General features: G+C 72.2%; 12 protein-coding genes and 1 pseudogene. 4 read left to right on the top strand and 9 right to left on the bottom strand.

Going from position 1 to position 25,540, the window contains the following annotated elements:
• Positions 1 to 90 precede the first annotated feature (90 nt).
• Positions 91 to 1,500: a DHA2 family efflux MFS transporter permease subunit gene (locus ACIPTO_RS21930; RefSeq protein WP_401194750.1), complete on the bottom strand. Its 1,410-nt coding sequence runs from the start codon at positions 1,498 to 1,500 to the stop codon at positions 91 to 93.
• A gap of 283 nt (positions 1,501 to 1,783) precedes the next feature.
• On the opposite strand from ACIPTO_RS21930, the gene ACIPTO_RS21925 reads away from it, so the two are divergent.
• Positions 1,784 to 2,215: a MarR family transcriptional regulator gene (locus ACIPTO_RS21925; RefSeq protein WP_366315326.1), complete on the top strand. Its 432-nt coding sequence runs from the start codon at positions 1,784 to 1,786 to the stop codon at positions 2,213 to 2,215.
• Positions 2,216 to 2,257: 42 nt separating this feature from the next.
• On the opposite strand, the gene ACIPTO_RS21920 is transcribed toward ACIPTO_RS21925, so the two are convergent.
• The gene (locus tag ACIPTO_RS21920; RefSeq protein WP_401194712.1) at positions 2,258 to 2,626 is read right to left on the bottom strand and encodes an NUDIX hydrolase; all 369 of its coding nucleotides are present in this window, start codon (positions 2,624 to 2,626) and stop codon (positions 2,258 to 2,260) included.
• A 318-nt stretch (positions 2,627 to 2,944) separates the two neighbouring features.
• Between ACIPTO_RS21920 and ACIPTO_RS21915 the strand changes: the two genes are divergently transcribed.
• The 3 genes from ACIPTO_RS21915 to ACIPTO_RS21905 are packed head-to-tail and all read left to right on the top strand — an operon-like array spanning position 2,945 to position 7,780.
• Complete coding sequence (locus tag ACIPTO_RS21915) at positions 2,945 to 5,149, top strand: tetratricopeptide repeat protein (protein ID WP_401194709.1); 2,205 nt, start codon at positions 2,945 to 2,947, stop codon at positions 5,147 to 5,149.
• A gap of 46 nt (positions 5,150 to 5,195) precedes the next feature.
• On the top strand, positions 5,196 to 6,143 hold the full coding sequence (locus ACIPTO_RS21910; protein WP_401194706.1) for an NAD-dependent epimerase/dehydratase family protein: 948 nt from the start codon (positions 5,196 to 5,198) through the stop codon (positions 6,141 to 6,143).
• The gene (locus ACIPTO_RS21905) at positions 6,140 to 7,780 is read left to right on the top strand and encodes an AAA family ATPase (RefSeq protein ID WP_401194704.1); all 1,641 of its coding nucleotides are present in this window, start codon (positions 6,140 to 6,142) and stop codon (positions 7,778 to 7,780) included. Before ACIPTO_RS21910 ends, ACIPTO_RS21905 begins: the two co-directional genes overlap by 4 nt.
• A gap of 26 nt (positions 7,781 to 7,806) precedes the next feature.
• On the opposite strand, the gene ACIPTO_RS21900 is transcribed toward ACIPTO_RS21905, so the two are convergent.
• The 7 genes and pseudogenes from ACIPTO_RS21900 to ACIPTO_RS21870 form a co-directional block, all read right to left on the bottom strand.
• A complete protein-coding gene (locus ACIPTO_RS21900; RefSeq protein ID WP_401194701.1) occupies positions 7,807 to 8,034 on the bottom strand; it encodes a DUF6884 domain-containing protein in 228 nt (75 codons plus the stop codon).
• Between the two features lie 156 nt (positions 8,035 to 8,190).
• A complete protein-coding gene (locus tag ACIPTO_RS21895; protein WP_401194698.1) occupies positions 8,191 to 8,742 on the bottom strand; it encodes a YciI family protein in 552 nt (183 codons plus the stop codon).
• Positions 8,743 to 8,957: 215 nt separating this feature from the next.
• Entirely contained in the window at positions 8,958 to 9,791 is an 834-nt protein-coding gene (locus ACIPTO_RS21890; RefSeq protein WP_401194696.1) for a methyltransferase domain-containing protein, read from the bottom strand.
• Positions 9,792 to 9,873: 82 nt separating this feature from the next.
• Complete coding sequence (gene ccrA / locus ACIPTO_RS21885) at positions 9,874 to 11,235, bottom strand: crotonyl-CoA carboxylase/reductase (protein ID WP_401194694.1); 1,362 nt, start codon at positions 11,233 to 11,235, stop codon at positions 9,874 to 9,876.
• 74 nt (positions 11,236 to 11,309) lie between these two features.
• Entirely contained in the window at positions 11,310 to 13,631 is a 2,322-nt protein-coding gene (locus tag ACIPTO_RS21880) for a type I polyketide synthase (RefSeq protein ID WP_401194692.1), read from the bottom strand.
• A pseudogene (locus ACIPTO_RS21875) lies at positions 13,628 to 16,768 on the bottom strand (type I polyketide synthase); the annotation flags it as partial. The pseudogene ACIPTO_RS21875 and the gene ACIPTO_RS21880, both read right to left, overlap by 4 nt.
• 107 nt (positions 16,769 to 16,875) lie before the next feature.
• Positions 16,876 to 25,458 (bottom strand): type I polyketide synthase, encoded by an 8,583-nt coding sequence (locus tag ACIPTO_RS21870; RefSeq protein WP_401194690.1) that lies wholly within the window; start codon positions 25,456 to 25,458, stop codon positions 16,876 to 16,878.
• Positions 25,459 to 25,540: the final 82 nt, after the last annotated feature.

The raw sequence follows: 25,540 nt of genomic DNA, 5'->3' as shown, positions 1-25,540 counted from the left end.
ACCCGATACGAAAAGACCGCCACCTCCTACGAAGCGGCGGTCACACTCGCGTCATTCCTGCTCTGGGCAAGCTCCGTTTGAAGACGGGCTCTAGTGCGCCTCCTCCCGCGGACGTCGTGCCGGAGCGGCCCCGCCTGACGCCGTGGTGCCGCGTGCGGCGGCCGTGCGGGCCGGGCCGTCGGGGAGGGTGAAGGCGAAGACGGCGGTCGCGGCGGCGAGGGCGGCCAGAGCGAGGTACGCGTGCTGGTAGGCGGCGATCGGAGGATGCGCCGCGGCCGCCGGCGGGGTGCTCAGGACCAGGGCCGTGGTCACCGCCGCCGGGGCGAAGGCGCCCCCGGTCTGCCGTACGACCGTGTTGAGCATGGAGGCCTGGGCCAGGTCCTTGCGGGAGACGGTCGCCAGCGAGGCCACCGTGGTCGGCATGAAGACCCCGCCCATGCCGATGCCGAGCAGGAACATGTAGGCACGGAAGGTCCACAGGCCCGTGTCCTGGTCGCAGGTGGCGAAGAGCAGCAGGACCCCGCTCACCATGGCCAGCCCGCAGCCGATGATGATCCGGGGGCCGACCCTGGCGTAGAGGATCCCGGCGACCTGCACGGTGAGCAGGACGCCGAAGGCCTCGGGGAAGGTGCTGGTGCCCGATTCCAGCGCCGAACGGCCCTGCCCCTGCTGGAGGAAGAGCGGCCCGAGGTACATCGCGCCGAGGATCGGCACCAGGCCCACCAGGTTGATCAGGTTGGTGTCCCGGAAGAGCCGGTCCGCGAACAGCCGGAGCCTCAACAGCGGCTCGGACACGCGGAGTTCGAAGACGATGGCGGCGGCGAGCAGCACCGCGCCGAGCACGAGTGCCGTGACGACGGAGGCCGAGGACCAGCCGCGGTTCGGGCCCTCGCAGACACCGAACATCACCGCGCCCAGCGCGGCGGCGCTCAGCAGCAGCCCGGTGAGGTCGAAACGACCGGGCCGGTGCCCGCGGTGCCCGGCCAGGAACAGCGCTCCGAACACCACGGCGGGCAGGCCCAGCGGCAGGTTGACGTAGAATACCCAGCGCCAGGACAGGTTGTCCACCAGCAGGCCGCCGAGGATGGGCGCGGCGGCCGGGGCTATCTGCTGCGGGATGATCATGTACCGCGAAATCCGCACCTGCTCCCAGGAGTTGAAGGTGCTGAAGAGCAGCGAGGACGCGGCGGGGAAGAGCAATCCGGCTGACAGGCCCTGCACCGCGCGGGCGGCGACGAGCTGACCGAGGTCGGCCGCCGCGCCGCACAGCAGCGACGAGCCGAGGAAGGCGCCGAGAGCGGTGAGCAGGACCCGCTTGGCGCCGAAGCGTTCGACCAGCCAGGCGGAGGCGGGGATCGCCATGGCCAGGCAGACCGGGTAGACCACGACCACCCCGTCCAGGGCGGCCGTCGTCAGCCCGAACTGGCGGGCGATCGACGGGAGAGCCACGGTCGTGATCGCCCCGTCGACGATCGCGATGAACGTCACACAGACGCACATGACGGGCACGACCAACCGCTGGCCGGGGCGCAGGCGTTGAAGGCCTTCAGAAACCTTGGGACCTCGACGACCTCGAAGACCTTGGAGAATTTGAAGACCTTGGAGACGCCGGAGATCTCGGGGGGTCCGAAGGTCCGAACGGTTTCGGGGGTGACGGCGGAGGGCGGGGAGGACGGGACGGCGTCGGAACGGCAGCACATGCTGAGCATACTCACTATGTGGGTGCTCATTTCCGTCGGACGGTGCTCGTACAATCGGCCCTCACCACGGAACGGGGAACGCCATGGCAGTGCACGGCAGCAGCGACATCCTGGTCGACGAGCTCTACGAGACGACGCACCAGCTACGGCAGTTCGTCGAGACCCGGCTGCGCGCGAACGGCGCCTCGGTCGCCCGGCTGCGTGCCCTGCGGATGCTCGCGGGAGCCGAACAACCGCTCCGTATGCGGGACTTGAGCGAGATGACCGGTGTGGCGGCACGGACCACGACCAGCATCGTCGACAGCCTCGAACGCGACGGGCTGGTGGAACGCGTACGCCACCCGCACGACCGCCGCGCGTTCCTGCTCCGCCTCACCGACAAGGGCCGCGACTGCCACCGCGAGGCCGAGGAGGTCGACGGCCTCGCCCTCGCGGAGGCGACGGCGGAACTGGACACCGAGGACCGCGCCCAGCTGCGGACCCTGCTGGCGCGCATCCGCAAGGCGACGGCCTGAGACCCGCGCCCGCCGCAGGCCCCATGAGGGGAACCGGCTTTCCTACACCGGCGAATGCCCCTCCAGATACGTCCGCACGGGCGCTGGCAGCCCGGCCGCGATGGCCTCGGCGAACGGCGTCCAGCGGAGCTGCCCCGCCGTGAGCCGAGCCTCGCCCGACGGGTCCTCGCTCAGCAGATGGCACACGATGGCCGATCGCCCCGGCGCCTCCGACTCCAGCAGGCTGGACCCGTCCACGAGGAACCCGGTGAGTTCGTACACCGCCCGCGCGGCGGTCGCCTGCGCGGTCTCGGCGTCCTCGGGGACGCCGGACGGCAGGCCCCAGCCGCCCTGCCCGTCCACCAGCAGCACGAGTCCGTCATTCACGACGACCGCGTCCACCACGTCTCCGCCGGCCTGCTCAAAGGCCATGTCCCGACCGTCCTTCCGTGCCCGGCGCGACCGTCCGTCGGGCCGCGTCCGAGCCGGACTCCTACCCGAGGCGGGGCGGTTCACGCGGCACGGACGCCCTGTGCCGTGACAAGGGGTCTGTACCTGTGACGGCGGCGGGCACATCAGGTGTGTTTCATACGGTTCCGGACACACCGCAGGGGGCATTCTCAGCCTGGGCGCCACGTGGAACACGGCACCATCACGCAACCGGGGGAGACGCGCGGGCCGACCGCGAGCGGCAGCCGGCACGGAGCGCGGGCATCGACACCATCGGAATCCGCAAGGGCGGCAGGCACGATGAGCGTGACCGGAATCAGCAACCACATCACCGGCGGAGTGTTCTTCTCCACCGTCGTCCAAGGCCGTCACATCACCATCGAGTTACCGCCGCGGATATCCCCCGCGCTGCAGGGACTGCCGTCCGCGTCCCCCGTGTTCGTCGGCCGCGACGCCCATCTCGGCGTCCTGCTGGGCCGGTTGGACCCCGCCGTCGAATCGGCGGGCGGTGTCGCGGGCGGCCCGGTCGTGGTCGTCACCGCGGTCGGCGGCCTGGCCGGCGTCGGCAAGACCGAACTCGCGCTCCAGTCGGCTCGCGCCGCGCAGACCAGGGGCTGGTTCCCGGGCGGCGTGCTGTTCGTCGACATGTTCGGCTACGACGACGCCCGCCGCGTCGAGCCCGCCCAGGCGCTGGAAGGATTCCTGAGGGCGCTCGGCGTGCCAGGCGAGCACATTCCGCACGGCGTCCAGGACCGGCAGCGGCTGTACACCTCGATCCTCGCCTCGTACGCGCGGGAGGGCCGCCGCATCCTCGTGGTGATCGACAACGCGGCCACCCACGACCAGGCCAGAGCCCTGCTGCCCGCGGACGGCGTGACGGGCGCGATCGTGACGTCCCGTCACACCCTCGGTATGCTGGACGCCCGTCTGCTCGACCTGGATATTCTTCCCATGAATGACGCGGTCAGGCTCCTGGACAGCATTCTGCGTCTCGCTCGCCCGCATGACACCCGTGTCACGGACCAGCCCGAAGACGCCCTCCGCATCGCCGAGTTGTGCGCGGGACTGCCGCTCGCGCTCCGCATCATCGGGGCGGTGCTGATCAGCAGACCGGAACGGCAGCTCGCGCGGATGGCGGACGAACTCGCCGACGAGAAGGCGCGGTTGGACGCGATGCGGTACGAGGACACCGCCGTGGCCGCCGCCTTCGAGCTGTCGTACCGCCAACTGCCCTACGAGCAGGCCCGGTTGTTCCGGTTGCTGTCCCTCAATCCCGGACCCGACGCCTCCACGGACGCGGTCGCCGTACTCGCCGGCACGGACGGCTCCGCGACCCGCAGGGATCTCCAGGCCCTGGCCCGCGCCCACCTGGTGGAGGTCGGCATGCCGTACGGGCGCTGGCGCATGCACGACCTCGTCCGGTCCTTCAGCGACCGGCTCGCCGCCGACGACGAGGAGCGGCGACCGGTACTGACGAACCTCTTCGGCTGGTACACGCACTCCGTGAACATCGCCGACGAGGTCATGCGGCCCGGACGGATCCGCCCCGACCTCGGTGATCCGCCCGGACCGGCACCCGCCGCGTTCTCCGACCGGAACACGGCCCTGTCCTGGTGCGAGGCCGAGCAGTCCAACCTCGTGGCGGTCGTGCACAACGGCGTGTCCGAGGGGCTGGGCCACCTCGTGTGGAGCATCCCGCTGAGCATGTGGGGCTTCCTCACCCAGACGCTCTCCTGGGACCAGTGGATCGACGCGCACCACCTCGCCGCCGACGCGGCCGCGCGGTGCGGGGCCCACTCGGGCCAGGGCTGGCTGCTGAACAACCTCGGCACCGGATACCGCGCCCTCGGTCAACCGGAACGGTCCCGCGCCGCGTTCGCCGCCGGCCTGGACGTCCGCCGCGGCCTGGGCGACCTGCACGGGCAGGCCGACTCGCTCAAGGACATGGCCATGACCGCCCGGGTCTGGGAGGACTGGGAGGAGGCGTTGCGCCTGTCCCACGAGGCGCTGGACGTCATGGCCCGCCTCACCGTGCCCGACCGCTCCGGCAACGCCGCGGCCCTCGACACCATCGCCGTCTCCCTGGCCCGGCTCGACCGTCTCGACGAGGCCGCCCGAGCGGCCACCGGTGCGCTGGAGATCTGGGACGACCTCGGCGGCAGGCGCGACGACCGGGCCTGGGCCCGCTGCAAGATCATCCACGCGGGCATCGCGCGGCGCCGGGCGGAGTACGGGCAGTCGATCGCGCACTGCCTGGAGGCGCGCGAGGTCTTCGAGCGCATCAAGGACACCCGCGACGAAGCCGAAGTCCTGCGCACGCTGGGGGAGTTGTATGTCGCCACGGACGACCCCGCCTCGGCGCGCGCCCACTGGCAGCGGGCGGCCGAACTGTTCGAGAGCCTGGGTGACACCGGGGCCGTCGAGGCACTGACCCGTGACCTCGCGAGCCTCCCCGGACCCGCCACCGACGAGGAACCCGACGACGCGCCGGACGGCGGGAGCTGACGGAGACCGCCGCCCGCCCCGCGCCTCGACCCCTGTGGACGTGCCCATGAAGATCCTGGTCACCGGTGCCGCCGGCTACGTCGGCCGGGCGGTGGTCGACGCCCTCCTCACCCAAGGCGAACAGGTCGTCGCCCTCGTCCACGCACGGTCACCCGATGTCCCCGACGGCGTCGAGACGGTTCGCGCCGACCTCACCGACGACAGGGCCCTGATGTCCGCCGTGCGCGACACGGACGGCGTCTGCCACCTCGCGGGACTGGCCCGGGCCCGGCTCGGCAACCGCCCACTCGCGCGCTACCACGCCGTGAACGTGGCAGGAACAGCCCACCTCCTCGACGCGATGACCGCCGAGACCCGGCGCACCGGACGACCCGGCAACCTCGTGTTCGCCTCGACCAGCACGGTCTACGGCCATCCCGCCCGCCAGCCCGTCGACGAGACGTCGGCACGCCACCTCATCAACGCCTACGCCAGGTCGAAAGCCGCGGCCGAGGACCTCATCGGCCGACGGACCGCCACCGGAGCCCTCGGCGCCACCACACTGCGGATCTTCAACGCGGCCGGAGCCTCGGCCAGCCGCCCCGACCAGGACCTGACCCGGATCATTCCGCGCGCCGTGGCCGCCGCGACCCGGTCCGCACCCCCACTGGAGATCAACGGCGACGGCACGGCCGTACGGGACTTCGTCCACGTCAGGGACGTGGCTGCGGCCTTCGCACGGGCCCTGCACGCCAACTCGCCAGGCCGGCAGGCCGTGTACAACCTCGGCGCGCACCCGGCGAGCGTACGGGACGTGGTCGAGTCGGTCGTACGGCTGACCGGGCGACCACTGCCGCTGTGCCACCGGCCCGCCGTCGTCCAGGAGGCCCGCGAGCTGATCGCCGACACCACGGCGATCAGAACGGAACTGGACTGGACCCCGTCGACGGAAGGCCTCGACGACCTGGTCCGCGACCAGTGGCGCGCCGTCCTCCGCGCCGAAGCGCCCCGATGACGGACGACGAGCCGGTCGACGACTCGCCGGTGCGCAACGCCATTTCCGGCGGCCTGTTCCTGTCCCCGGTGACGCAGGGGCGCGACCTCACCCTTCGGCTGCCCTACGAACTCCCGCCCGCTCTCGCCGCGTTGCGCACGCCCACCCCGGCCTTCGTCGGCCGCACGGACGAACTGGCCCACCTGACCGCCCTCCTCGCACGCGACTCGCGGCAGGGCAACCCGGTCGTGGTCGTCGGCGGCCCGAGCGGCTGCGGCAAGACGGAACTGGTCCTGAGGGCCATTCATCAGGCCATCGCTCAGGGCCGGTTCACCGGCGGGGTGCTGTTCGCCTACGTGTCACGGCTGCACGGCTCCGCACTGCTCGACGGATTCCTGCGGGCGACCGGACTGCCCGCCCACCGCATCCCACCCGCCCGGACGGCACGGTCCGCCCTCTACGCCCTGATCCTCACCGAATTCGCTCGCGTCGGCGACCCGTTGCTCATCGTCCTCGACGACGTGACGCATCCCGACCAGCTGGCCGGGCTGCTCCCCGCCCGGGCCCCGGCGATCACGATCGTCACAACGCCGGTGCATCTCGGCGGACTTGGCACGCACCGCATGGTCCTGCCCCCGCTGACCGCGGCCGACGCGACACGACTCCTCCACCGCGCCATGACGACGGCCCACCCCGACGACACGAGAGTCCTCGACCATCCCGAGGACGCCAGACGAGTCGCCGACCTCTGTGACGGCCTGCCGCTGGCCCTGCGTACCGCCGCGGCCCTGCTCGCCGAAAGCCCGCACCGCCCGCTCGCGGCCCTGGCCGAGGACCTCGCGGACCCGCGCACCCGGCTCGACGAACTCGCCCACCCCGACCGGGACCTGCGCACCCGTCTTGACGCCTGCCACGCCCGCCTGGACCCGGCGCAGGCCCGGCTGCTGAGAATGCTCGCCCTCAGCGACGAACCGGAGACGACCACACAGACACTCGCGGCGCTCTGCGCGGAGCCCGAGGACACGGTCCGCGACCGGCTCACATCGCTCCTGCACCTGATCGAGTCCGGGACAAGACAGGAGAGTTGGCGCATGGGCGAGCTCGTACGCCTCTACGTCCGAGCCAGACCCGACATGTCAGGACCGGAGGGAACCGGGACACCCCGCCGAGCGTTCCCCACTGACACAGGAGCGATGACGCCCCGTCAAGGAGGCCGCCAGATGGACCCGGTGTCGGTAGGACTGCTCGCGTCGCTCGCCGGGGGCGCGGGAGGTGAGGTGGGACGACAGGTGTGGACGGGCCTCACGACTCTCGTACGGCGCCCGTTCCGCCACGGCGAGGACGGCGCGGGCGGCCCCGGTACGGGCGAGGACGAGCTGATGCGCCTCCAACTGGCCCCGGGCGACGGCGACCGGGCGCATGCCCTGAGCACCGCCCTCGCCGTGCGCGCGGCACTCGACCCCGACTTCGCCACCGCCCTCGCCGCCTGGCACGAACAGGCCAGACTGGTCCGCACCGGCGACGGCGCGGTCAACAACACGATCAGCGGCGGTAGTTTCCACGCCCCGGTCCTGCAGGGCCGGGACTTCTCCGACATCACCTTCGACACACCGACACCGACACCGCCCAGCCCTGACGAACCGGCCGCGGGGGAATGACCGGCCGCCCGCGCCACGGGTGCCGGTCAGTGGGTGAGGACGTGCGGCCACACGGGGTGGATCAGGCCGACGTGGCGTGCGGACAGGATCAGCAGCTGGTCGGGACGGAGCGCCTCGGCGGCCGCGCGGCACGCGCGGTGGTACGAGCCGGTGTACAGGTCGGCGGCCCGCGCGGGGTGGTCCAGTTTGCGGCTGCCGCACGGGATGACGACGAGTTCCGGCTTGGTATAAGCGAGTTGGTCGTTCGGGGTCATTCCTGGCTGTCCTGTTCCGGGTCCCGAGGAGGCGTGCCTGTGCCTGGAGGACCGTGGTTCGTCGAACGGCCAGCATGACCCGGTGACCGGTCCCGGTGCCACGACCGTTGTCCTCGCTGCTGGGAGGTCCCGCCTCTCAGCGGGGTCGCTCGCCGATCAGGCGGGCCGGCCGCCGAACTGCCAATTGTGGACCTCGATGTCGGCGTACCGGTCCCGGGTCAGCACCGAGCCCGCCGACTCCGGATCAGGCGCCCGGAGCAGTGCCGCCGTGCCCAGCCAGGTGTCACCGTCGTCGGACAACAGCGGTCCGTACGCGATCAGTTGGTCCCGGTCGGACGGCACCGCCAAATCCGCGGCCGGGCCGGTGCCGAGGCCGAGCACCAGGTACCGGTTGCCGCCGGTCCGGCCGCCGGGGAAGTCCCACATGGTGCGGCCCAGGGTGTTGCGCCAGCGGCGCAGCATCACGTCGCGGTAGACACCGGCCTGGTGGTTCGGCTCGTCGAAGGCGAACGCGCGGGCGGCGGCCGGACCGGGGAGATCGAGGATGTGCACGCTTCCGGTGGGGGTGTCCCCGTCGTCGGCGAGCGTCGGGCCCCGGGCGATCATCTCCTTCGCGTACCGGTCCATGTAGGTCCAGTGTTCTTCGATCAGTTCGTCGCGCAGGGCGAGGGAGCCGGGCCGGTCGCGGTGGTAGCAGAGGAACTCCATGCGCAGAGGATCTCCCGCCGGGTGCCGTCGGGGCGAGCGGATTCTCCGGGGACCGGACCTCCGATCAGGCCGCGCACGGGCGTGGCCTGATCGGAGGCGCCGGCCGGGGGTCGGTCGGGAGTCGGTCGGTGGCTGGCCGGAAATGTCGGCCGGCTGCCCGTGGCCTGACCGGAGGCAGTCGTAGAGTCTGTCCGTCGCTCGCTCGTACGACCAGGTCAGGGACGCACGGCCGCGACCAGCAGGCACCCGAACTCGTCCACGCCCAGCATGTCGGACGGCTGGAAGAGGTCCGGCAGGTTGGTCTGGCCCAGGGCCTCCGGGCGGTCCGCGCCCTCGACCGGCCTGGACAGCTCCTGGAAGGTTCGCTGCTGCGTGTGTTCCGTGATGTCGAGCAGTCCCCGCAGCCTCAGCCCCGAGCGGTGCAGCATCGCCACATAGTCGTCGGCATCCGCCAGGGTCACCATGAAGTTGCGGCAGAACTTGTCGATGGACGGGTGCCGCGGGACCTTCTGCGGGGCGCGCTCGAAGACATCCGTCAGCACGAGCCGGCCGCCGGGACGCAGCACCCGGGCCACCTCGGTGAGGACCGTCTCCCGGTCGGGCATGTGGATGATGGACTCGAGAGCCATCACGGCGTCGAACGACGCGTCCTCGAAGGGGAGTTGCATCGCGTCGGCGCGCTGGAACACGGCACGGTCCGCGCGGCCGGCCTCCTCGGCGAGCCGGTTCGCGGTCTTCACCTGCTCCTCGCTGATGCTGATGCCGGTGAGCCTGGCCCCGGTGCTCTCCACGACCCGCAGGCCAGGACCGCCCACCCCGCAGCCGACGTCCAGGACATGGTCCGTCTCGCCGACCAGCAGCCGTTCGATGAGCACGTCGGTGAGCCGGTCCACGGCTTCCTCCAGCGACGCCTTGGAGTCCGGCGTGTCCCAGAAACCGATGTGGATGTTCGGGTTGAACGTGCCGTCGCGCAGCGCGGTCAGCGTCAGCCGGTCGTACAGCTTGCCGACGGCTTCCGGTACGGGGAGGGTCTGGGCGGAGTCGGTCATGGCAACGGCCTTTCGGTTCAACGGGTGCGATGGGCTGACGAGGTGGAGGAGTCGGACGGGTGAGAGGACGGCGGCGGACGCCTCATGCGACCGGTTCGGGACGGGCGGCGAAGGACCGCAGCGGGTTGAGGGCGTCCTCGCCGATCCGGGCACGCAGTTCGGGCGCGGTGACGCCGAGTCCGGGCTCGGGGGCGAGGCACAGCACGCCGACCTTGCCGATGTGCTGGTTGAGCTGCACGAGACGGGTCGCCTCCCCGACCTCGGACAGCGGGAACAGGGACGACAACGTCGGTACGACACCGCCCTGTTCGAAGAGCCGCGCGCACTCCACCTGCTCCTGGAGGTTGGCGACGTGGCTGCCGATGACGCGCTTCAGCCGCATCCACAGATAGCGGTTGTCGAACTGGTGGATGTACCCGGTGCTCGACCCGCACGTGACGACCGTCCCGCCCCGCCGCACGATGAACACCGAGATCCCGAAGGTCGACCGGCCCACGTGCTCGAAGACGATGTCGGGATCCGCCCCCACGGCCGCCCGCACCTGCCGGCCGAGCCGCTTCCCGGCCGCGGCCACCTGCGCGGGATCGTCACCGGTGTCGTCGCCGATGCCGATCTCCTCACGGTTGACGACCACATCGCACCCCAGCCTGCGGGCGGCCTCCGCCTTCTCCTCCGAGCCGACCACGCCGACGGCGATCCCGCCACCGTTCTTCACCAACTGGGCCGCGTACGCGCCGAGTCCACCGGACGCGCCCCAGATCAGCACGACATCGCCCTGCTTCATCCGGGCACCGCGGTCGCTCACCAGCATCCGGTACGCCGTCCCCGCGCAGGCCGGGATCGTCGCGGCCTCCTCCCACGTCAAGTGGGCCGGTTTGGGGATGAGTTGGCTGGCCCGCGCCACCGAGTAGTGCGCGAGACCGCCGTAGTTGGTCTCGTACCCCCACGCGAGCTGGTGCTCGCCGAGCATGCCGTCGGCCTGGCTGATCGGCTCCTGGTCGTCCACGTAGGCGGCGTTGACCATGACATGGTCGCCGATGCGCCAGTGCCGTACACCGGTGCCGACCCGCACGACGACACCGGCCGCGTCCGAACCCAGGACGTGGAAGGGCTGGTCGTGCCGGGCCGCCCAGCCGCCCTGGCGGCCGTAGGAACGCAAGAAGCGGAAGGTGGACAGCGGCTCGAACTTCGCCGACCACACGGTGTTGTAGTTCACCGAGCTGGCCATCACGGCGACCAGCACCTCGTCGGGCGCCAGTTCGGGCACCGGCACCTCACCGACGTGCAGCGTGCGCCGCACGTCCTTGTCCGCGTCCTCCGCGCAGTCGGCGAAGGCGCCCTCGTCCTCGACACGCAGATGGGCGGCGGTGAAGTGGCTTGGCAGCGGCGTGCGTTCGAGCTCATCGGGCGACGCCCCGGACAGCACCGCATCGGACAACGACATCTCATCTCACCTCTGTTCGGGGACCACGGAAGTGGACACGGCGGGTCGCCTTACGCGCGGCCACCGGTCCGTCGTCATACCAAGGACCAGTGGCGGTCCTGCCGGAACGCGTACGTCGGCAACGGCACGCGTCGCGCGCCCAGCCCCGCGTACACCCCGGCCCAGTCGAGCCTGACCCCTGCCACGAACGCCTCGCCCAACCGCTCCGCGAGCGGCACGGGTTCGCGGTCGGACACGGCGATGGAGGGCAGGCGGATCAGACCCGTCGACGGCGGGACGGGAGCGGTCTCCTCGTCGGGACCGCGACCCGTGTCGAGTCCGGCGAGCGCCGCCTCCCAACCGCAGGATCTCCGCAGATACGAGGCGGCCCACAGGCCCGGCACTCCCTCACCGACGTACGCCGCGGGACGCACCCCGCACATCCGCCACAGCCGGGCAAGGGCCACGGACAGCCCGAACGACACGACAGCGGAAAGGACTTCGGTGCTCGGCGGCACGTCCCCTCCGCCGAGCCGGTCGGCGAGCGACCCCGCCAGGTGCGGGCGTAACTCCTCGTCGACCTCGGCGACCGCCTTCACGAAAGCCGGCCATTCCCACGGGAGTCGAGCACCCGATGGCAGGTCACCGGGAAGCCCCGAGCAGACCAGCACCGTCTTCGCCGTCCGGGCCCGCCCCGTCACGAGACCGGGACCTTCCTGCCCGCCGTTCGCCAACGCCTCCAATCCCGCGAGTAGTTGTCCGCGATCGACACCGGACACGGCCGCACGGTGCGTGAAAGCGCTCCGCGTGACCGCCAAGGAGTACGCGACGTCCAGATCGGTCTCCGGATGCTCCTCCACATGGAGCAGCAACTTGCGGGCCTGTCCCCGCAGGGCCGCCGGATCCTTCGCGGAGAGGATCCAGGGCACCACGGGCGCGCTTCGATCCGGCGTCACGGAGGACCGCGACCAGGCCGGTCGCGCGGGCTGTTCCAGGATCACGTGGGCGTTCGTGCCCCCCGCGCCGAGCGCGGTCACCGCCGCCCGCCGCGGCCGGTCCGACGCGGGCCACGGCACCCCCGCCGGTACGGCGCGCAACGTCCCCCGCGAGCGCTCCACCGTCTCCAGCGGGGGTTCGCAGTTGAGGGTGGCGGGGACGGTGCCGTGGGCGAGGGCGAGCACCGACTTCATGACACCGGCCATGCCCGAAGCCGACTGGGTGTGGCCGAAGTTGGACTTCACCGACCCGAAGAGCAGCGGGCGGTCGGCGTCCCGTTCGCGGCCGTAGACGCGGAGCATCGCCTCGGCCTCCATCGCGTCCCCGAGCGGAGTGCCGGTGCCGTGCGCCTCGACGAAGTCCACCTCCGCGGGCGTGAGCCGGGCGTCGGCCAACGCCCGCTCCATCACCCGCTGTTGACCGGGTCCATTGGGCACGGCGAGGCCGTTGCTGGTGCCGTTCTGGCCGACCGCGGACCCGCGCACCACCGCGAGCACGGGGTGTCCGTGGCGCTCGGCGTCGGACAGGCGCTCCAGGAGGAGGACCCCGACCCCCTCGGCCCAGTTCCCGCCGTCGGCCTTCGCGGAGAACGGTTTCGTACGGCCGTCCCGGGCCAGGGCGCTGAGCCGGCTGTGCTCCAGGAACACATCCGGCACGGCGATCACGGTGACACCGGCCGCCAGGGTGAGCGAGCACTCGCCGGTGAGGAGGGCCTGCCTGGCCATGTGCAGGGCGGACAGCGACGACGAGCAGGCGGTGTCCACGGTCAGCGCCGGGCCGTGCAGCCCTAGGAAGTAGGAGATCCGGCCGGACGCGGCGCTGGGCAGGGTTCCCACGGCCAGATAGTCGGTGCCCTCCTCGGGACGATCCCGGCCCGCGTCCGTCCCGGCGTACCCCTGCGGGGTCAGGCCGACGAACACACCTGTCGCCGAGCCGCCGAGCGACAGCGGATCGATGCCCGCGCTCTCCACGGCCTCCCACGCCGTCTGCAGGAGCAGGCGCTGCTGCGGATCCGTACCGGCGGATTCGTCCGGCGTGTAGCCGAAGAACCCGGCGTCGAAGGTGCTCGCGTCCGCCAGGAACCCGCCCTCCCGCACGCAGCACCGGCCCGGCACCCCGGGCTCGGGGTCGTAGAGCCCGTCGACGTCCCAGCCCCGGTCCGTGGGGAACGGCGTCAGACAGTCCCGCTCCTCCACGAGCGCCCGCCACAGCGCGTCCGGCGTATCGATACCACCGGGCCAACGGCACCCCATGCCGATCACGGCGACCGCGTCCCGCCCGCTCGCGGTCGCACCGCCGTTCTCCAACTCGGCCACGCGGTCGGTGAGTTCACGCACCCGCCGACGCTCCTCCTGGAGACCGACGGTCGCCTTGCGCAGATACTCGCGGAGCCTGACCTCGCTCTGCGGGGCCTCGGTCATGACGACTCCTCGGAGCTGTCGTTGTCGATGAGCGCGAACAACTCGTCGTCGGTCGCGTCGTCCAGCTCCGTCCCGTCCTCGGCGTCCGCCGTCCCGAACTGTTCCTGATGGACGTCGGCCAGGTGCTCCGCGAGCGACTGCGGGGTCGGGTAGTCGAACACCACGCTGACCGGCAGGGCGAGATCGAGCGCGGCCACCAGCCGCTTGCGCAGCGTGACGGCGGTCAACGACTCGAAGCCCAGCTCCTGGAACGGCCGGTCGACGAGGATCGGCTCCACGGAGTCGTGCCCGAGCGCGACCGCCGCATGCGTACGCACGAGATCCAGCATCTCCTCGGCCACCTCCGCCTGCGAGAGCCCGACCAGCCGTTCCCGGAACTCCGCGACGGGGTCGTGCGAGGGAACGTCCGGGGAGGGGGCCGGTCCGCCGCTTGAGCGCAGGGGAGTCGGGCTCGACTCCAGCCAGTAGTGGTGGTGTTGGAACGGGTAGGTCGGGAGCGGAATCGTGCGGCCCGAGGTCGTCCAGGTGGGAGTGGTGCCCGTGGTGTGGGCGTGGGCGAGCGCAGTGGTGAAGTGGGCCGGGGTGTTCCGACGCAGGGAGTGAAGTGCGTTGAGGGGCAAGCCTGTTGCCTCCGCCGTCTCCTCGATGGCCGGGGTGAGGACGGGATGCGGGCTCGCTTCGATGGTCGTGTGGTGACCGGTGGCCGTGAGATGCGAGAGCGCCTGGTGGAAGCGGACCGGTTGGCGGAGGTTGAAGTACCAGTAGTCCGCGTTCAGTTCGGGGCCTTGGACCGGTCCACCTGTGACGGTGGAGATCATGGGGCGGGTCGCCGGTTGGGGGTGGATGCCGGCGAGTTCCGTGGTGATGCGGTCGTGGTGGGTGTCGACTTGGGGTGAGTGGGAGGCGTAGTCGACGTTGACGCGGCGGACGCGTACACCCAGGGGTTCCCATGCGGCGGTGAGTTCGTCCAGTGCTTCGGGTGTGCCGCTGACGACGGTCGTGGTGGGGGAGTTGTGGGCGGCGATGGTGATGTGGTCGCCCGCGTGTTCGTTCACCCAGTCGGCGCTGGCGCTGATGGTGGCCATGCCGCCGTGGCCGGAGAGGTGGCGCATGGCGGTGGAGCGGACGGTGACGATGCGGGCGGCGTCGTCGAGGCTGAGGATGCCGGCGATGTGTGCGGCGGCGATTTCGCCTTGGGAGTGGCCGATGACGGCGGCGGGCTGGATGTCGTGGGACATCCAGAGGCGGGCGAGGCTGGTCATCATGGCGAAGAGGGCGGGTTGGACCATGTCCACCCGTTGCAGCCAGGTCTCGTCGTCTCCGGTGAGGGTGTGGATGAGGGACCAGCCGGTGAGTGGGTCGAGGGCGGTGGCGCAGGCGTCGAGGGCTTCGCGGAAGGCGGGGCTGTCGGAGTAGAGGCCGTGGGCCATGTGCGCCCATTGGGAGCCCTGGCCGGGGAACACGAACACGGGACCGCGTCGTGCCGGAGTGACGGGCCCGTTGCTCGTGATGACGTGCGGTGCGGGGCGTCCCTCGGCCAGTGCGCGGAGCCCGCTGATCGCACTCTCGCGGTCGTCCGCGACGACGACGGCGCGGTGCGGGAGGAGTGCCCGAGTGGTGGTCAACGCGTGGCCGATGTCGGTGAGTTGAAGGCTCGGCTCGGTCTCCAGGTGGTCGGCCAGTCGCTCCCCGTACGCGGCCAGTGCTGCCGCGCTGCCCGCCGACACCGCCAACGGAACCTCGCCCGAGGACGGTTGGGACTCCTCGTCCGCGGTGGGGGAGTCTGGTTGCTCCAGGATCACGTGGGCGTTCGTGCCGCTGATGCCGAAGGACGAGACCCCGGCACGTCGGGGGCGGTCGGTGGCGGGCCAGGGCTGGGCCTTGTCGAGGAGGCGTATGTTGCCCTCGGTCCAGTCGACCTGGGTCGTGGGCCGGGAGAGGTTGAGGCTGCGGGGGAGGACACCCTCTCGCATCGCCCAGATCATCTTGATGATGCCCGCCATGCCTGCGGCGGCCTGGGTGTGACCGATGTTCGTCTTCACCGAGCCGAGCCACAACGGGTGCTCTTTCGGGCGGCTTTGGCCGTAGGTGGCGAGGAGTGCTTGTGCTTCGATGGGGTCGCCGAGGCGGGTTCCGGTGCCGTGTGCTTCGACGGTGTCGACGTCGGTGGGGGTGAGTCCGGCGTTCTGCAGGGCTTGTTGGATCAGGCGGGTTTGGCTGCGGCCGTTGGGTGCGGTGAGGCCGTTGGAGGCGCCGTCTTGGTTGATGGCGGAGCCTCGGACGACGGCGAGGACGGGGTGTCCGTGGCGGCGGGCGTCGGAGAGACGCTCGACCAGCACGGTCCCGACGCCCTCGCTCCACGACGAGCCGTCGGCCGCGTCATCGAAGGCCTTGATGCGGGCATCGGGTGCCAGGCCGCGCTGGCGGGAAAACTCGATGAACGACTCCACCGTCGACATCACGGTCGTGCCACCCGCCACGGCGAGGTCGCACTCGCCGTTGCGCAGCGACTGCATGGCCAGGTGCAGGGAGACGAGCGAGGACGAGCAAGCGGTGTCGATCGTCAGCGCCGGTCCCTCCAGGCCGTAGACGTACGCCAGTCGCCCGGACGCGATGCTGCCCGCGCTGCCCGCGCCGATCATGCCCTCGAAGCCCTCGGGGGCGGGGGTGAGCCGGGTTCCGTGGTCGTGGGAGAGGACGCCGATGAAGACGCCGGTCCTGCTGCCGCCCAGGCCGTGCGGGTCGAGGCCCGCGCGCTCGAACGTCTCCCAGGTCACCTCCAGGAGAAGCCGCTGCTGCGGGTCCATGGAGAGCGCCTCGCGCGGCGGGATGCAGAACAGTCCCGCGTCGAAACCGCCCGCGTCCTGGAGGAAGCCACCCTCCTTGACGTACATCCTGCCGACGCTGTCAGGGTCGGGGTCGTACAGCTCGTCGATGTCCCAGCCGCGGTCCGCGGGCATCGCCGAGATCAGGTCGCGCTCCTCGACGACCGCCCGCCACAGGTCCTCGGGCGAGTCGATGCCGCCGGGGAAGCGGCACGCCGCCGACACGATCGCGATCGGCTCCTGGCGGCCGGACTCCAGCTCCAGGAGCCGGGCGCGGGCGCGGTGCAGATCGGCCGTCACCCGCTTCAAGTACTCGATGACCCGCGTGTCCTCCACGGAACGCTTCCTTTCCGCTCGCTGATGCGTCTGCTGTCCACCGGTGCGGCGGCCGGGGGTTCGGTGCCCGGCCGCCGGTGGCCTCAGAAGCTGCCCATGTCGTCGATGAAGTCGAGGAGTTGGTCGACCGACGCCTCCTCCAGGCCGAGTCCGTCGTCGGCGCCGCCCGGCGCCGGCGCATCCGGACTCTCGTCGGCCGCACGCCACTTGGCGACGAGGGAGTGCAGCCGCATCGTGACGCGTGCGCGCAGCGCCGGATCGGCGGATTCGGCGCCCAGCAGGGCGAGTTCGAGCCGGTCGAGGTCGGTGAGGATCGGCGGGGTGACCTCCACCGGGGTGGCGAACAGCTTCGCGTCGAGGAGTTCGGCGATGGCCCTCGGCGTCGGATGGTCGAAGGCAAGGGTGGCGGGCAGTTTGACGCCGCTGAGCGCGGTCAGCCGGTTGCGCAGGTCCACCGCCGTGAGGGAGTCGAGCCCCAGCTCCTTGAAGGCACGCCCGTCGTCCACCGCGTCCGCCGAACCATGGCCCAGCACGAGCGCGACCGTCGCACGCACCGTGTCGAGCAGCGCGGCCGTGCGCTCGGCCGCTCCGAGTGGGCCGAGCCGCTCGCGCAGACCGGACGGCTCGGCCGCACCGGCGGTACGGCGGGCCGCCCGGACCAGGCCCCGTAGCAGCGGAGGCAGCGTGCCGTCCGCGGCCTGCGCGCGCAGCGTGGGGAAGTCGAAGCGCGCGGCGACGAGATGCGCGTCGGTGCCGGCCAACGCCGCGTCCAGCAGGGTCATTCCCTGCTCGGCCGACAGACTCCGGGTGCCGGAGCGGGCCATACGGCGGGCCAGGTCCTGTTCGCTGAGCCCGGCCCCCATCTCGGACCGGTCCTGCCACAGCCCCCAGGACATGGACAGCGCGGGCAGCCCGGTGCCCCGGCGATGCGCGGCGAGCGCGTCCAGGAAGGCGTTGGCCGCACCGTAGTTGCCCTGTCCCGCGCCGCCGAAGGTACCCGCCATGGACGAGTACAGGACGAACGCGGCCAGGCCGAGATCCCGGGTGAGTAGGTGCAGCTCCCAGGCGGCATCGGCCTTCGGCCCCATCACGGTGGCGAGGTGCTCCGGCGTGAGCGAGCCGATCGCCCCGTCGGCGAGCACACCGGCGAGGTGGAACACCCCGGTGAGCGGGTGCTGTTGGGGGATGTCCGCGAGGAGTCCGGCGAGGGCGGTCGGGTCCGCGACGTCGCACGCGGCGACGGTGACGGTCGCGCCGGCCTCGGTGAGTTCGGCGCGCAGTGCGGACGCTCCCGGTGCGTCGGCGCCCCGGCGGCCGGTCAACAACAGGTGCCGTACGCCGTGTCGGGCGACCAGGTGGCGGGAGAGGATGGCGCCGAGGGTGCCCGTGCCGCCGGTGATCAGCACCGTGCCCTCGGGGTCGAGGGGACGTGCCGGACGGTCCGCGGCGGGAGTACGGGCGAGCCGTGGAGCGCGCAACACGCCTTGTCGTACGGCGAGTTGGGACTCGTTGGAGCCGAGTGCCGCACCGATGAGGACCGTCGGGACCTCGGCTGTGTCGCTGTCGAGGAGCAGGAAGCGGTCGGGCTGTTCCTGCTGGGCCGAGCGGACCAGGCCCCACAGCGGCGCGTGCGCGAGATCGGTGAGCGGGTCGTCGGGCGACGCCGCCACGGCGTCCCGGGTGAGGAACACCAGGCGGGATTCCGCCCATCGGTCGTCGGCCAGCCAGGACCGGCACAAAGCCAAGGCCTCGACCAGGAGATGCCGGTCTCCGGGTGCTCCACCGGCACCGGCCACCACGACCGCCTCCGGCACCGGCGCACCCGCGTCCACCGCCTCGGCCAGGGCCGCGAGATCGGCGTACCGGCGACGGGCGTCGACCTCGGCGGGCCACACCTCCGCACACCGATCGCCGAGCACGACCCAGCGGGCAGGACGCGAGGTCTCGGCCGGTGGCAGGGGCGCCCAGTCGACCCGGAAGAGGGAGTTCTCCGTCCCGGAGCGCGCGGCGGACAGATCGGCGGGTGACAGCGGGCGTACGGCGACGGACTCGGCCGTGAGCACCGGCTGTCCGGCGCCGTCGTACAGGTGGAACGCGAACGCTCCGTCGCCGAGCTGCCGCACCCGTACCCGGAGCGCCGTGGCGCCCTGGGCGTGCAGTGTCACGCCGCTCCAGGAGAAGGCGAGTCGGCCGCTCTCCGCCAGCCTGTCGAGGACCACCACGTGCAGGGCGGCGTCCAGGAGCGCCGGGTGCACACCGTACGACGCGGCGTTCTTCCGTTCGGACTCCGGGAGCCGGACCTCCGCGAAGAGTTCGTCGCCGCGCCGCCAGGCCGCGGTCAGGCCGCGGAACGCGGGTCCGTAGTCGATGCCAGCAGAGGCGATCCGCTCGTACGCGTCCTCGGCCGGCAGGGACTCGGCGTCGCGAGGCGGCCAGTCGGCGAGGGGTTCCGGGTCGGCGCCCGCGGGGGACAGGACGCCTTCCGCGTGCTGCACCCAGGTGCCCTCCTCGCCCTCGCTCTCGGCGCGTGCGTGGATCCGTACCGCCCGCCGGCCCGTGCCGTCCGGCGCGTCGGCCGTGACCTGTACGACGACACCGCCGGTGGCGGGCACCAGCAGCGGCGCCTGCAACGTGAGGTCCTCGACCGCCGCGCAGCCCACCGCGTCACCCGCGCGCACCGCCAGCTCCACGAAGGCCGCGCCCGGCAGGATCGCCACGCCGGCCACCGCGTGATCGCCCAGCCAGCCCAGCGACCGGTGCGCGAGGCGCCCCGTCAACAGAGCACCGCCGTCGGCGAGTTCGACCCGTATGTCCGTGACGGGATGCCCGGTGCCCAGCACCCCGGCGCCCACCGGCCCGGTGACCGGCTCCAGCCAGTAGCGCTCGCGCTGGAAGGCGTACGTCGGCAGGTCCACGCGGCGCGCGCCGACCCCGTCGAAGACGGCGGCGCTCCAGTCGACGGCGATGCCGTGCACCCAGGCCTCGGCCAGGGCACGCGCGGTGCGCTCGGGGCCGCCGTCGTCGCGGCGCAGGGTGCCCAGGGCGGCCACCTTCGTGTCCTGGCTGTCGGCGATGTCCGCGACGCCGCCGAGCAGCAGCGGGTGCGGGCTCATCTCCAGGAAGACGCGGTGCCCCCGGTCCAGCAGATGCCGTACCGCCGCCTCGAACTGCACGGGTTCACGGGCGTTGCGGTACCAGTAGTCGGCGGACATCCGCCCGGTGTCGAGGAGTTCGCCGGTGACCGTCGAGCACAGGGGGAAGGTGCCGGTATGGGGCATCAACTCCGCGAGTGCGTCCAGTAGTTGGTCGCGCAGTCGTTCCATCTGCGGTGCGTGTCCCGGGGCCACGGCTCCGCGCACCCGGCGCACCTGCGCGCCCTCCGCCTCGGCCACCGCGAGGAACTCCTCCAGCGCCGTGACGTCGCCGGTGACGACGACCGACTCCGGCCCGTTGATCACGCCGACGTTCAGCTCCCGTTCCCACGGCCTGAGCCGTTCGGCCACCCAGGCCTGCGACTTGGACACCCCGGCCATCGCGCCGAGGCCCACGACGTCCACGATCAACCGGCTGCGCAGCGCCACCACCCGGGCCGCGTCCTCCAACGACAGTGCGCCCGCGATGTACGCGGCGGCGATCTCGCCCTGCGAGTGGCCCACCACGGCGCTGGGCCGCACACCGGCGGCCTGCCAGGTCCGGGCCAGCGCCACCATCACGGAGAACAACACCGGCTGCACGACGTCGAGTTGTTCCAGGGATGGGGCTCCGGGAGTGCCGGCCATCGCGTCCGTCACCGACCAGCCGACCAGGTCGGCGAAGACCCGCTCGCAGTCGGCGAACGTGTCCCGGAACACCTCCGACCCACTCAGCAACTCCGAGGCCATGCCGATCCACTGAGAGCCCTGGCCGGGGAACACGAACACGGCATGGTCTCCGGTCGGGGCCCCGGTGATCACCCGCGGCGTGTCCTCGCCCGCGGCCAGGGCGTCCAGTCCGGCGAGGGCGTCGTCATGGGCCTCGGCGAGGATCACGGCACGGTGGGCGAGGACCGCCCGGTGGTTCGCGAGGGACCAGGCGAGGTCGGTCAACTCCGGTGCCGGGGAGTCCGGTTCGCGCAGATGCGCCGCCAGCCGGGCCGCCTGGCCCCGCAGCGCCTCCGGCGTGTGCGCCGACAGCAGCAGGGGCGTCACGGGCAGCGGGACGCGCGGTTCGGTGAACTCCTCCTCCGGCGGGGCCTGTTCGAGGATGACGTGGGCGTTGGTGCCGCTCGCGCCGAACGCCGAGACCCCGGCGCGGCGCGGCCGGTCCGTGTCCGGCCACACCTCGCTCCCGGTCAGCAGCCGTACCGCCCCGAGCGACCAGTCGATTCGCGTCGACGGCCGGTCCACATGCAGCGTCCGGGGCAACACCCCGTGCCGCAGCGCCATCACGGTCTTGATGACACCGGCGACACCCGCTGCGCCCTGCGCGTGACCGATGTTCGACTTGATGGAACCCAGCCACAGCGGCCGGTCCTCGGGCCGGTCCCTGCCGTAGGTCGCCATCACCGCGTGCGCCTCGATGGGATCGCCGAGCCGTGTGCCGGTGCCGTGCGCCTCGACCGCGTCCACATCGGCCGGTGCGAGGCCCGCGTTGTCCAACGCGGCCCGGATGACGCGCTGTTGGGCGGTGCCGTTCGGGGCGGTCAGTCCGTTCGAGGCGCCGTCCTGGTTGACGGCCGTACCCCGGACGACCGCGAGGACGCGGTGCCCGGCGCGCTCGGCGTCGGACAGCCGCTCCACCAGCAGCATGCCCACACCCTCGGACCACATCGTGCCGTCGGCCGCCTCCGCGAAGGACTTGCTGCGCGCGTCCGGCGCCATCAGCCCCTGCCCGGAGAAGCCCACGAACGCACCCGGTGTCGACATCACCGTCGCCGCCCCGGCGAGCGCCAGGTCGCACTCACCGGACCGCAGCGCGTGCACCGCCTGGTGCAGTGCGACCAGCGCCGACGAACACGCCGTGTCCACAGTGACCGCGGGGCCCTCGAAGCCGAAGGTGTACGAGATCCGCCCGGTGGCGATCGACCCGCCGATGCCGGTGGCGAAGTACGGCACCAGATCGTCGGGCATCCGCTCAGGGCCGAGCAGGTAGTCGTGTCCCACCAGCCCCGCGAACACCCCGGTACGGCTGCCCCGCAGAGTGCCCGGGTCGAGCCCGGCCTGCTCCATCGCCTCCCAGCCGGTCTCCAGCAGCAGCCGGTGCTGCGGGTCCATCGCCAGCGCCTCACGAGGCGAGATGCCGAAGAACGCGGGGTCGAACTCACCGGCGTCGTAGAGGAATCCGCTCTCCCTGGCCTCCGTCGAGGTACCGGGATCACCGTCGGGAGTGAACAACTCCTCAAGGTTCCAGCCCCGGTTGTCCGGGAAGCCCCCGAGGACATCGCGCTCCTCCGCCACGAGCCGCCACAGGTCCTCGGGCCCGGTCACCCCGCCCGGGAACCGGCAGCCCATGCCGATGATCGCGATCGGCTCGTCCGGCCGGTGCCGTGCCGGCCCGGCATCGGGCCGTTCCACCGCGCCGCGTCGCTCCTGGTCGAGATGGGCGGCGAGCGCCTGCGGGGAGGGGTGGTCGAAGACGGCCGACGCCGGTACGGACAGGCCGGTCGCCGCGCGCAGTTCGGCACACAGCTCGACCGCGCCGACCGAGGTCACCCCCAGTTCGGAAAAGGGCCGGGTCGCCGGTACGGCGTCCTTCGAGTCGTGCCCGAGCACGGCTGCCGCCGCCGCCCGGACCAGCTCCAGCATCTCCAACCCGCCCTGCACGAGGTCGGGTTCGGGGAGGGCCGGTTCCTCGACCGGCTCGGCGGTGCCGTCGAACGTGCGGCCCGCCGTGATCCAGTACCTGCGATGGTCGAACGCGTACGTCGGCAGCTCCGCGCGCCCGGCCCCCGTACCGTCGAAGACCCGGTCCCAGTCGACGTCCACCCCGGCGGCGTACGCCTGGCCGACACCGGACAGGACGGACCGTGCCTCGGGGCGGTCCTTGCGCAACGTCGACGCGAGCACCGCCGCCGACCGGTCGAGCAGACAGTCCGCCGCCATCGAGGTGAGCACCCCGTCGGGGCCCAACTCCAGGAAGACGCGGGCCCCTTCGGCCTCGGCCGTACGGATCGCGTCCAGGAAACGCACCGGCTCCCGCAGATGACGCACCCAGTACTCGGGGTCCGTCAGCTCGCCGGGCCCGACGAGCGATCCGGTGAGCGCGGAGACCAGCGGGATACGCGGCTCGTGGAACGTGACCCCGGCGGCGATGCGCCGGAACTCCGCCATCGCCGGCTCCATCAGGACCGAGTGGAAGGCGTGGCTGACCTGGAGTTCCTTGGTCTTGTGCCCCCGGTCGGCGAGCGTGCGCGCCACCGCGGTCGTGGCCTCCGCCGGACCGGACAGCACGACCGAGGCGGGTCCGTTGACGGCGGCCACGGCGACCTGGTCGCCCCGTTCCGCGATCAGCGGGAGGACGTCCTCCTCGGCGGCCCGCACGGAGATCATCACCCCGCCCGCCGGGAGCGCCTGCATGACCCGGCCGCGCGCGGCGACCAGCGCGCAGGCGTCGGCGAGCGACAGCACCCCGGCGACATGCGCGGCGGTCAACTCCCCGATGGAGTGCCCGATCAGCCGGTCCGGCACCAGTCCCCACGACTCGACGAGCCGGAAGAGCGCCGTCTCCACGGCGAACAACGCGGGCTGGGTGTAGGCGGTCCGGTCGAGCAGCGCCGACCCGGTCGTGTCGGGCCCAGCGAACACCACGTCCTTGAGAGGCCGTTCGAGCAGCGCGTCCATGTGCACGCACACCGCGTCGAACGCGGCGGCGAACACGGGAAACGTGCCGTGCAATTCCCGTGCCATCGCGGCCCGTTGGGCGCCCTGCCCGGTGAACAGGAAGGTCGGTGAGGGGCGTTCGAGTGCCTCGGCCCGCACCACACCGCTGCCCGGGGCACCCGTCGCGACGGCGTTCAGACCGGCGAGCAGCTCCCCACGGTCGGCCGCGACGACCACCGCGCGGTGCGGCATCCGGGCCCGCGTCGTGGCCGTGGACCAGGCCAGGTCGGCCAGTCGGGCATCCGGCCGCTCGGTGACATGCGCGGCCAACCGCGCCGCCTGACCCCGTAGAGCCGCCGCACTCCGCGCGGACAGCAGCCAGGGCAGCGAAGTAGAGGGAATGGAGAGAGCGGAGGCAGTCGCGGAAGGCGGCGTCGCGGCGGGGCTGACGGGGGTCGGGTCGGCCTCCTCCAGGACGATGTGGGCGTTGGTGCCGCTGATGCCGAAGGACGAGATCGCGGCCCGGCGCGGCCGGTGCGTCTCGGGCCACGGCTGCTCGCCGTGCAGGAGCCGGATGCCCGCGGTGGCCCAGTCGACGTGCGGGGTCGGCGGCTCGGCGTGCAGGGTCCGCGGCAGCACACCGTGCCGCAGGGCGAGCACCGACTTGATGACACCGGCGACCCCGGCGGCGGCCTGCGTGTGTCCGAGGTTGGACTTCACGGACCCCAGCCACAGCGGCCGCTCGGCGGGCCGGCCCTTGCCGTACGTCGTGAGCAGCGCGTCGACCTCGATGGGGTCACCCAGCCGCGTACCGGTCCCGTGCGCCTCCACGGCGTCCACGTCGTCCGGCGTGAGACCGGCGTCGGCGAGGGCCTGCCGGATGACACGCTGCTGGGCCGGTCCGCTCGGCGCGGTCAGGCCGTTCGAGGCGCCGTCCTGGTTGACGGCGGTGCCCCGGACGACGGCGAGGACCCGGTGGCCGTTGCGCCGGGCGTCGGAGAGCCGCTCCAGCAGGAGCATGCCGACGCCCTCGGACACGGCGGTCCCGTCGGCCCGGTCGGAGAACGTCTTGCAGCGTCCGTCCGCCGCCAGACCGCGCTGCCGGGAGAACTCCACCAGCGTCCACGGGCTGGACATGACGGTCGCGCCGCCCGCGAGCGCCAGATCGCACTCGCCGCCGCGCAGCGCCCGCACCGCCTGGTGCAGCGCCACCAGCGACGCCGAGCACGCCGTGTCCACGGTGACCGCCGGCCCCTCCAGGCCCAGCGTGAACGCGAGGCGCCCCGACAGCACGCTCTGCGTGGACCCCGTGCCGAGGTAGCCGCCGAGGTCGCCGACCCCGTCCATCATCGGCGCGATGTAGTCCTGGCCGTTGGTGCCGACGAACACACCGGTGTCGCTGCCGCGCAGCCCGGTCGGGTCGATCGCCGCGTCCTCCAGCGTCTCCCACGCCACTTCGAGGAGCAGCCGCTGCTGCGGATCCATGGCCAGGGCCTCGCGCGGAGAGATCCCGAAGAACCCGGCGTCGAAGTCACCCGCCGAGGCCAGGAACCCGCCCTCCCGCACATACGCCGTCCCGGACGCCGCCGGATCGGGGTCGTACAGCGCGTCCAGGTCCCAGCCCCGGTCGGTGGGCAGCGGGCCGATCGCGTCCGTGCCGGAGGACAGCAGCCGCCACAGATCCTCGGGCGAGGCCACGCCCCCGGGGAAGCGGCACGCCATGCCGACGAGCGCCACCGGCTCCGACCTGCGGGCCCGCAGCTCCGCCAAGTCCCTTTTGGTCTCGTCGAGTTCGCGCGCCATCCACTTGAGGGTCTCGACGACCTTGTCCCCACCGGTCGGCCCACTCTGGCCGCTGTCGCTCGTCACTGCAAACATCTCCTGAGGTGCTGAGGCTTCGGGACGGCGTTCCCCTGGAGCGCCTGGACTGCTCGGGTCTCCGGCCGGTCGG

The organism is Streptomyces sp. NPDC090083, from assembly GCF_044747445.1.
GTDB lineage: Bacteria > Actinomycetota > Actinomycetes > Streptomycetales > Streptomycetaceae > Streptomyces.
This window is presented reverse-complemented; position numbering and strand designations above follow the sequence as displayed.

Coding starts and splice junctions, on each gene's coding strand:
- ACIPTO_RS21925 (WP_366315326.1), top strand. CDS start 1,784: ATGGCAGTGCACGGCAGCAGCGACATCCTGGTCGACGAGCTCTACGAG.
- ACIPTO_RS21920 (WP_401194712.1), bottom strand. CDS start 2,626: ATGGCCTTTGAGCAGGCCGGCGGAGACGTGGTGGACGCGGTCGTCGTG.
- ACIPTO_RS21895 (WP_401194698.1), bottom strand. CDS start 8,742: ATGGAGTTCCTCTGCTACCACCGCGACCGGCCCGGCTCCCTCGCCCTG.
- ACIPTO_RS21905 (WP_401194704.1), top strand. CDS start 6,140: ATGACGGACGACGAGCCGGTCGACGACTCGCCGGTGCGCAACGCCATT.
- ACIPTO_RS21900 (WP_401194701.1), bottom strand. CDS start 8,034: ATGACCCCGAACGACCAACTCGCTTATACCAAGCCGGAACTCGTCGTC.
- ccrA (WP_401194694.1), bottom strand. CDS start 11,235: ATGTCGTTGTCCGATGCGGTGCTGTCCGGGGCGTCGCCCGATGAGCTC.
- ACIPTO_RS21910 (WP_401194706.1), top strand. CDS start 5,196: ATGAAGATCCTGGTCACCGGTGCCGCCGGCTACGTCGGCCGGGCGGTG.
- ACIPTO_RS21930 (WP_401194750.1), bottom strand. CDS start 1,500: ATGTGCGTCTGTGTGACGTTCATCGCGATCGTCGACGGGGCGATCACG.
- ACIPTO_RS21890 (WP_401194696.1), bottom strand. CDS start 9,791: ATGACCGACTCCGCCCAGACCCTCCCCGTACCGGAAGCCGTCGGCAAG.
- ACIPTO_RS21880 (WP_401194692.1), bottom strand. CDS start 13,631: ATGACCGAGGCCCCGCAGAGCGAGGTCAGGCTCCGCGAGTATCTGCGC.
- ACIPTO_RS21915 (WP_401194709.1), top strand. CDS start 2,945: ATGAGCGTGACCGGAATCAGCAACCACATCACCGGCGGAGTGTTCTTC.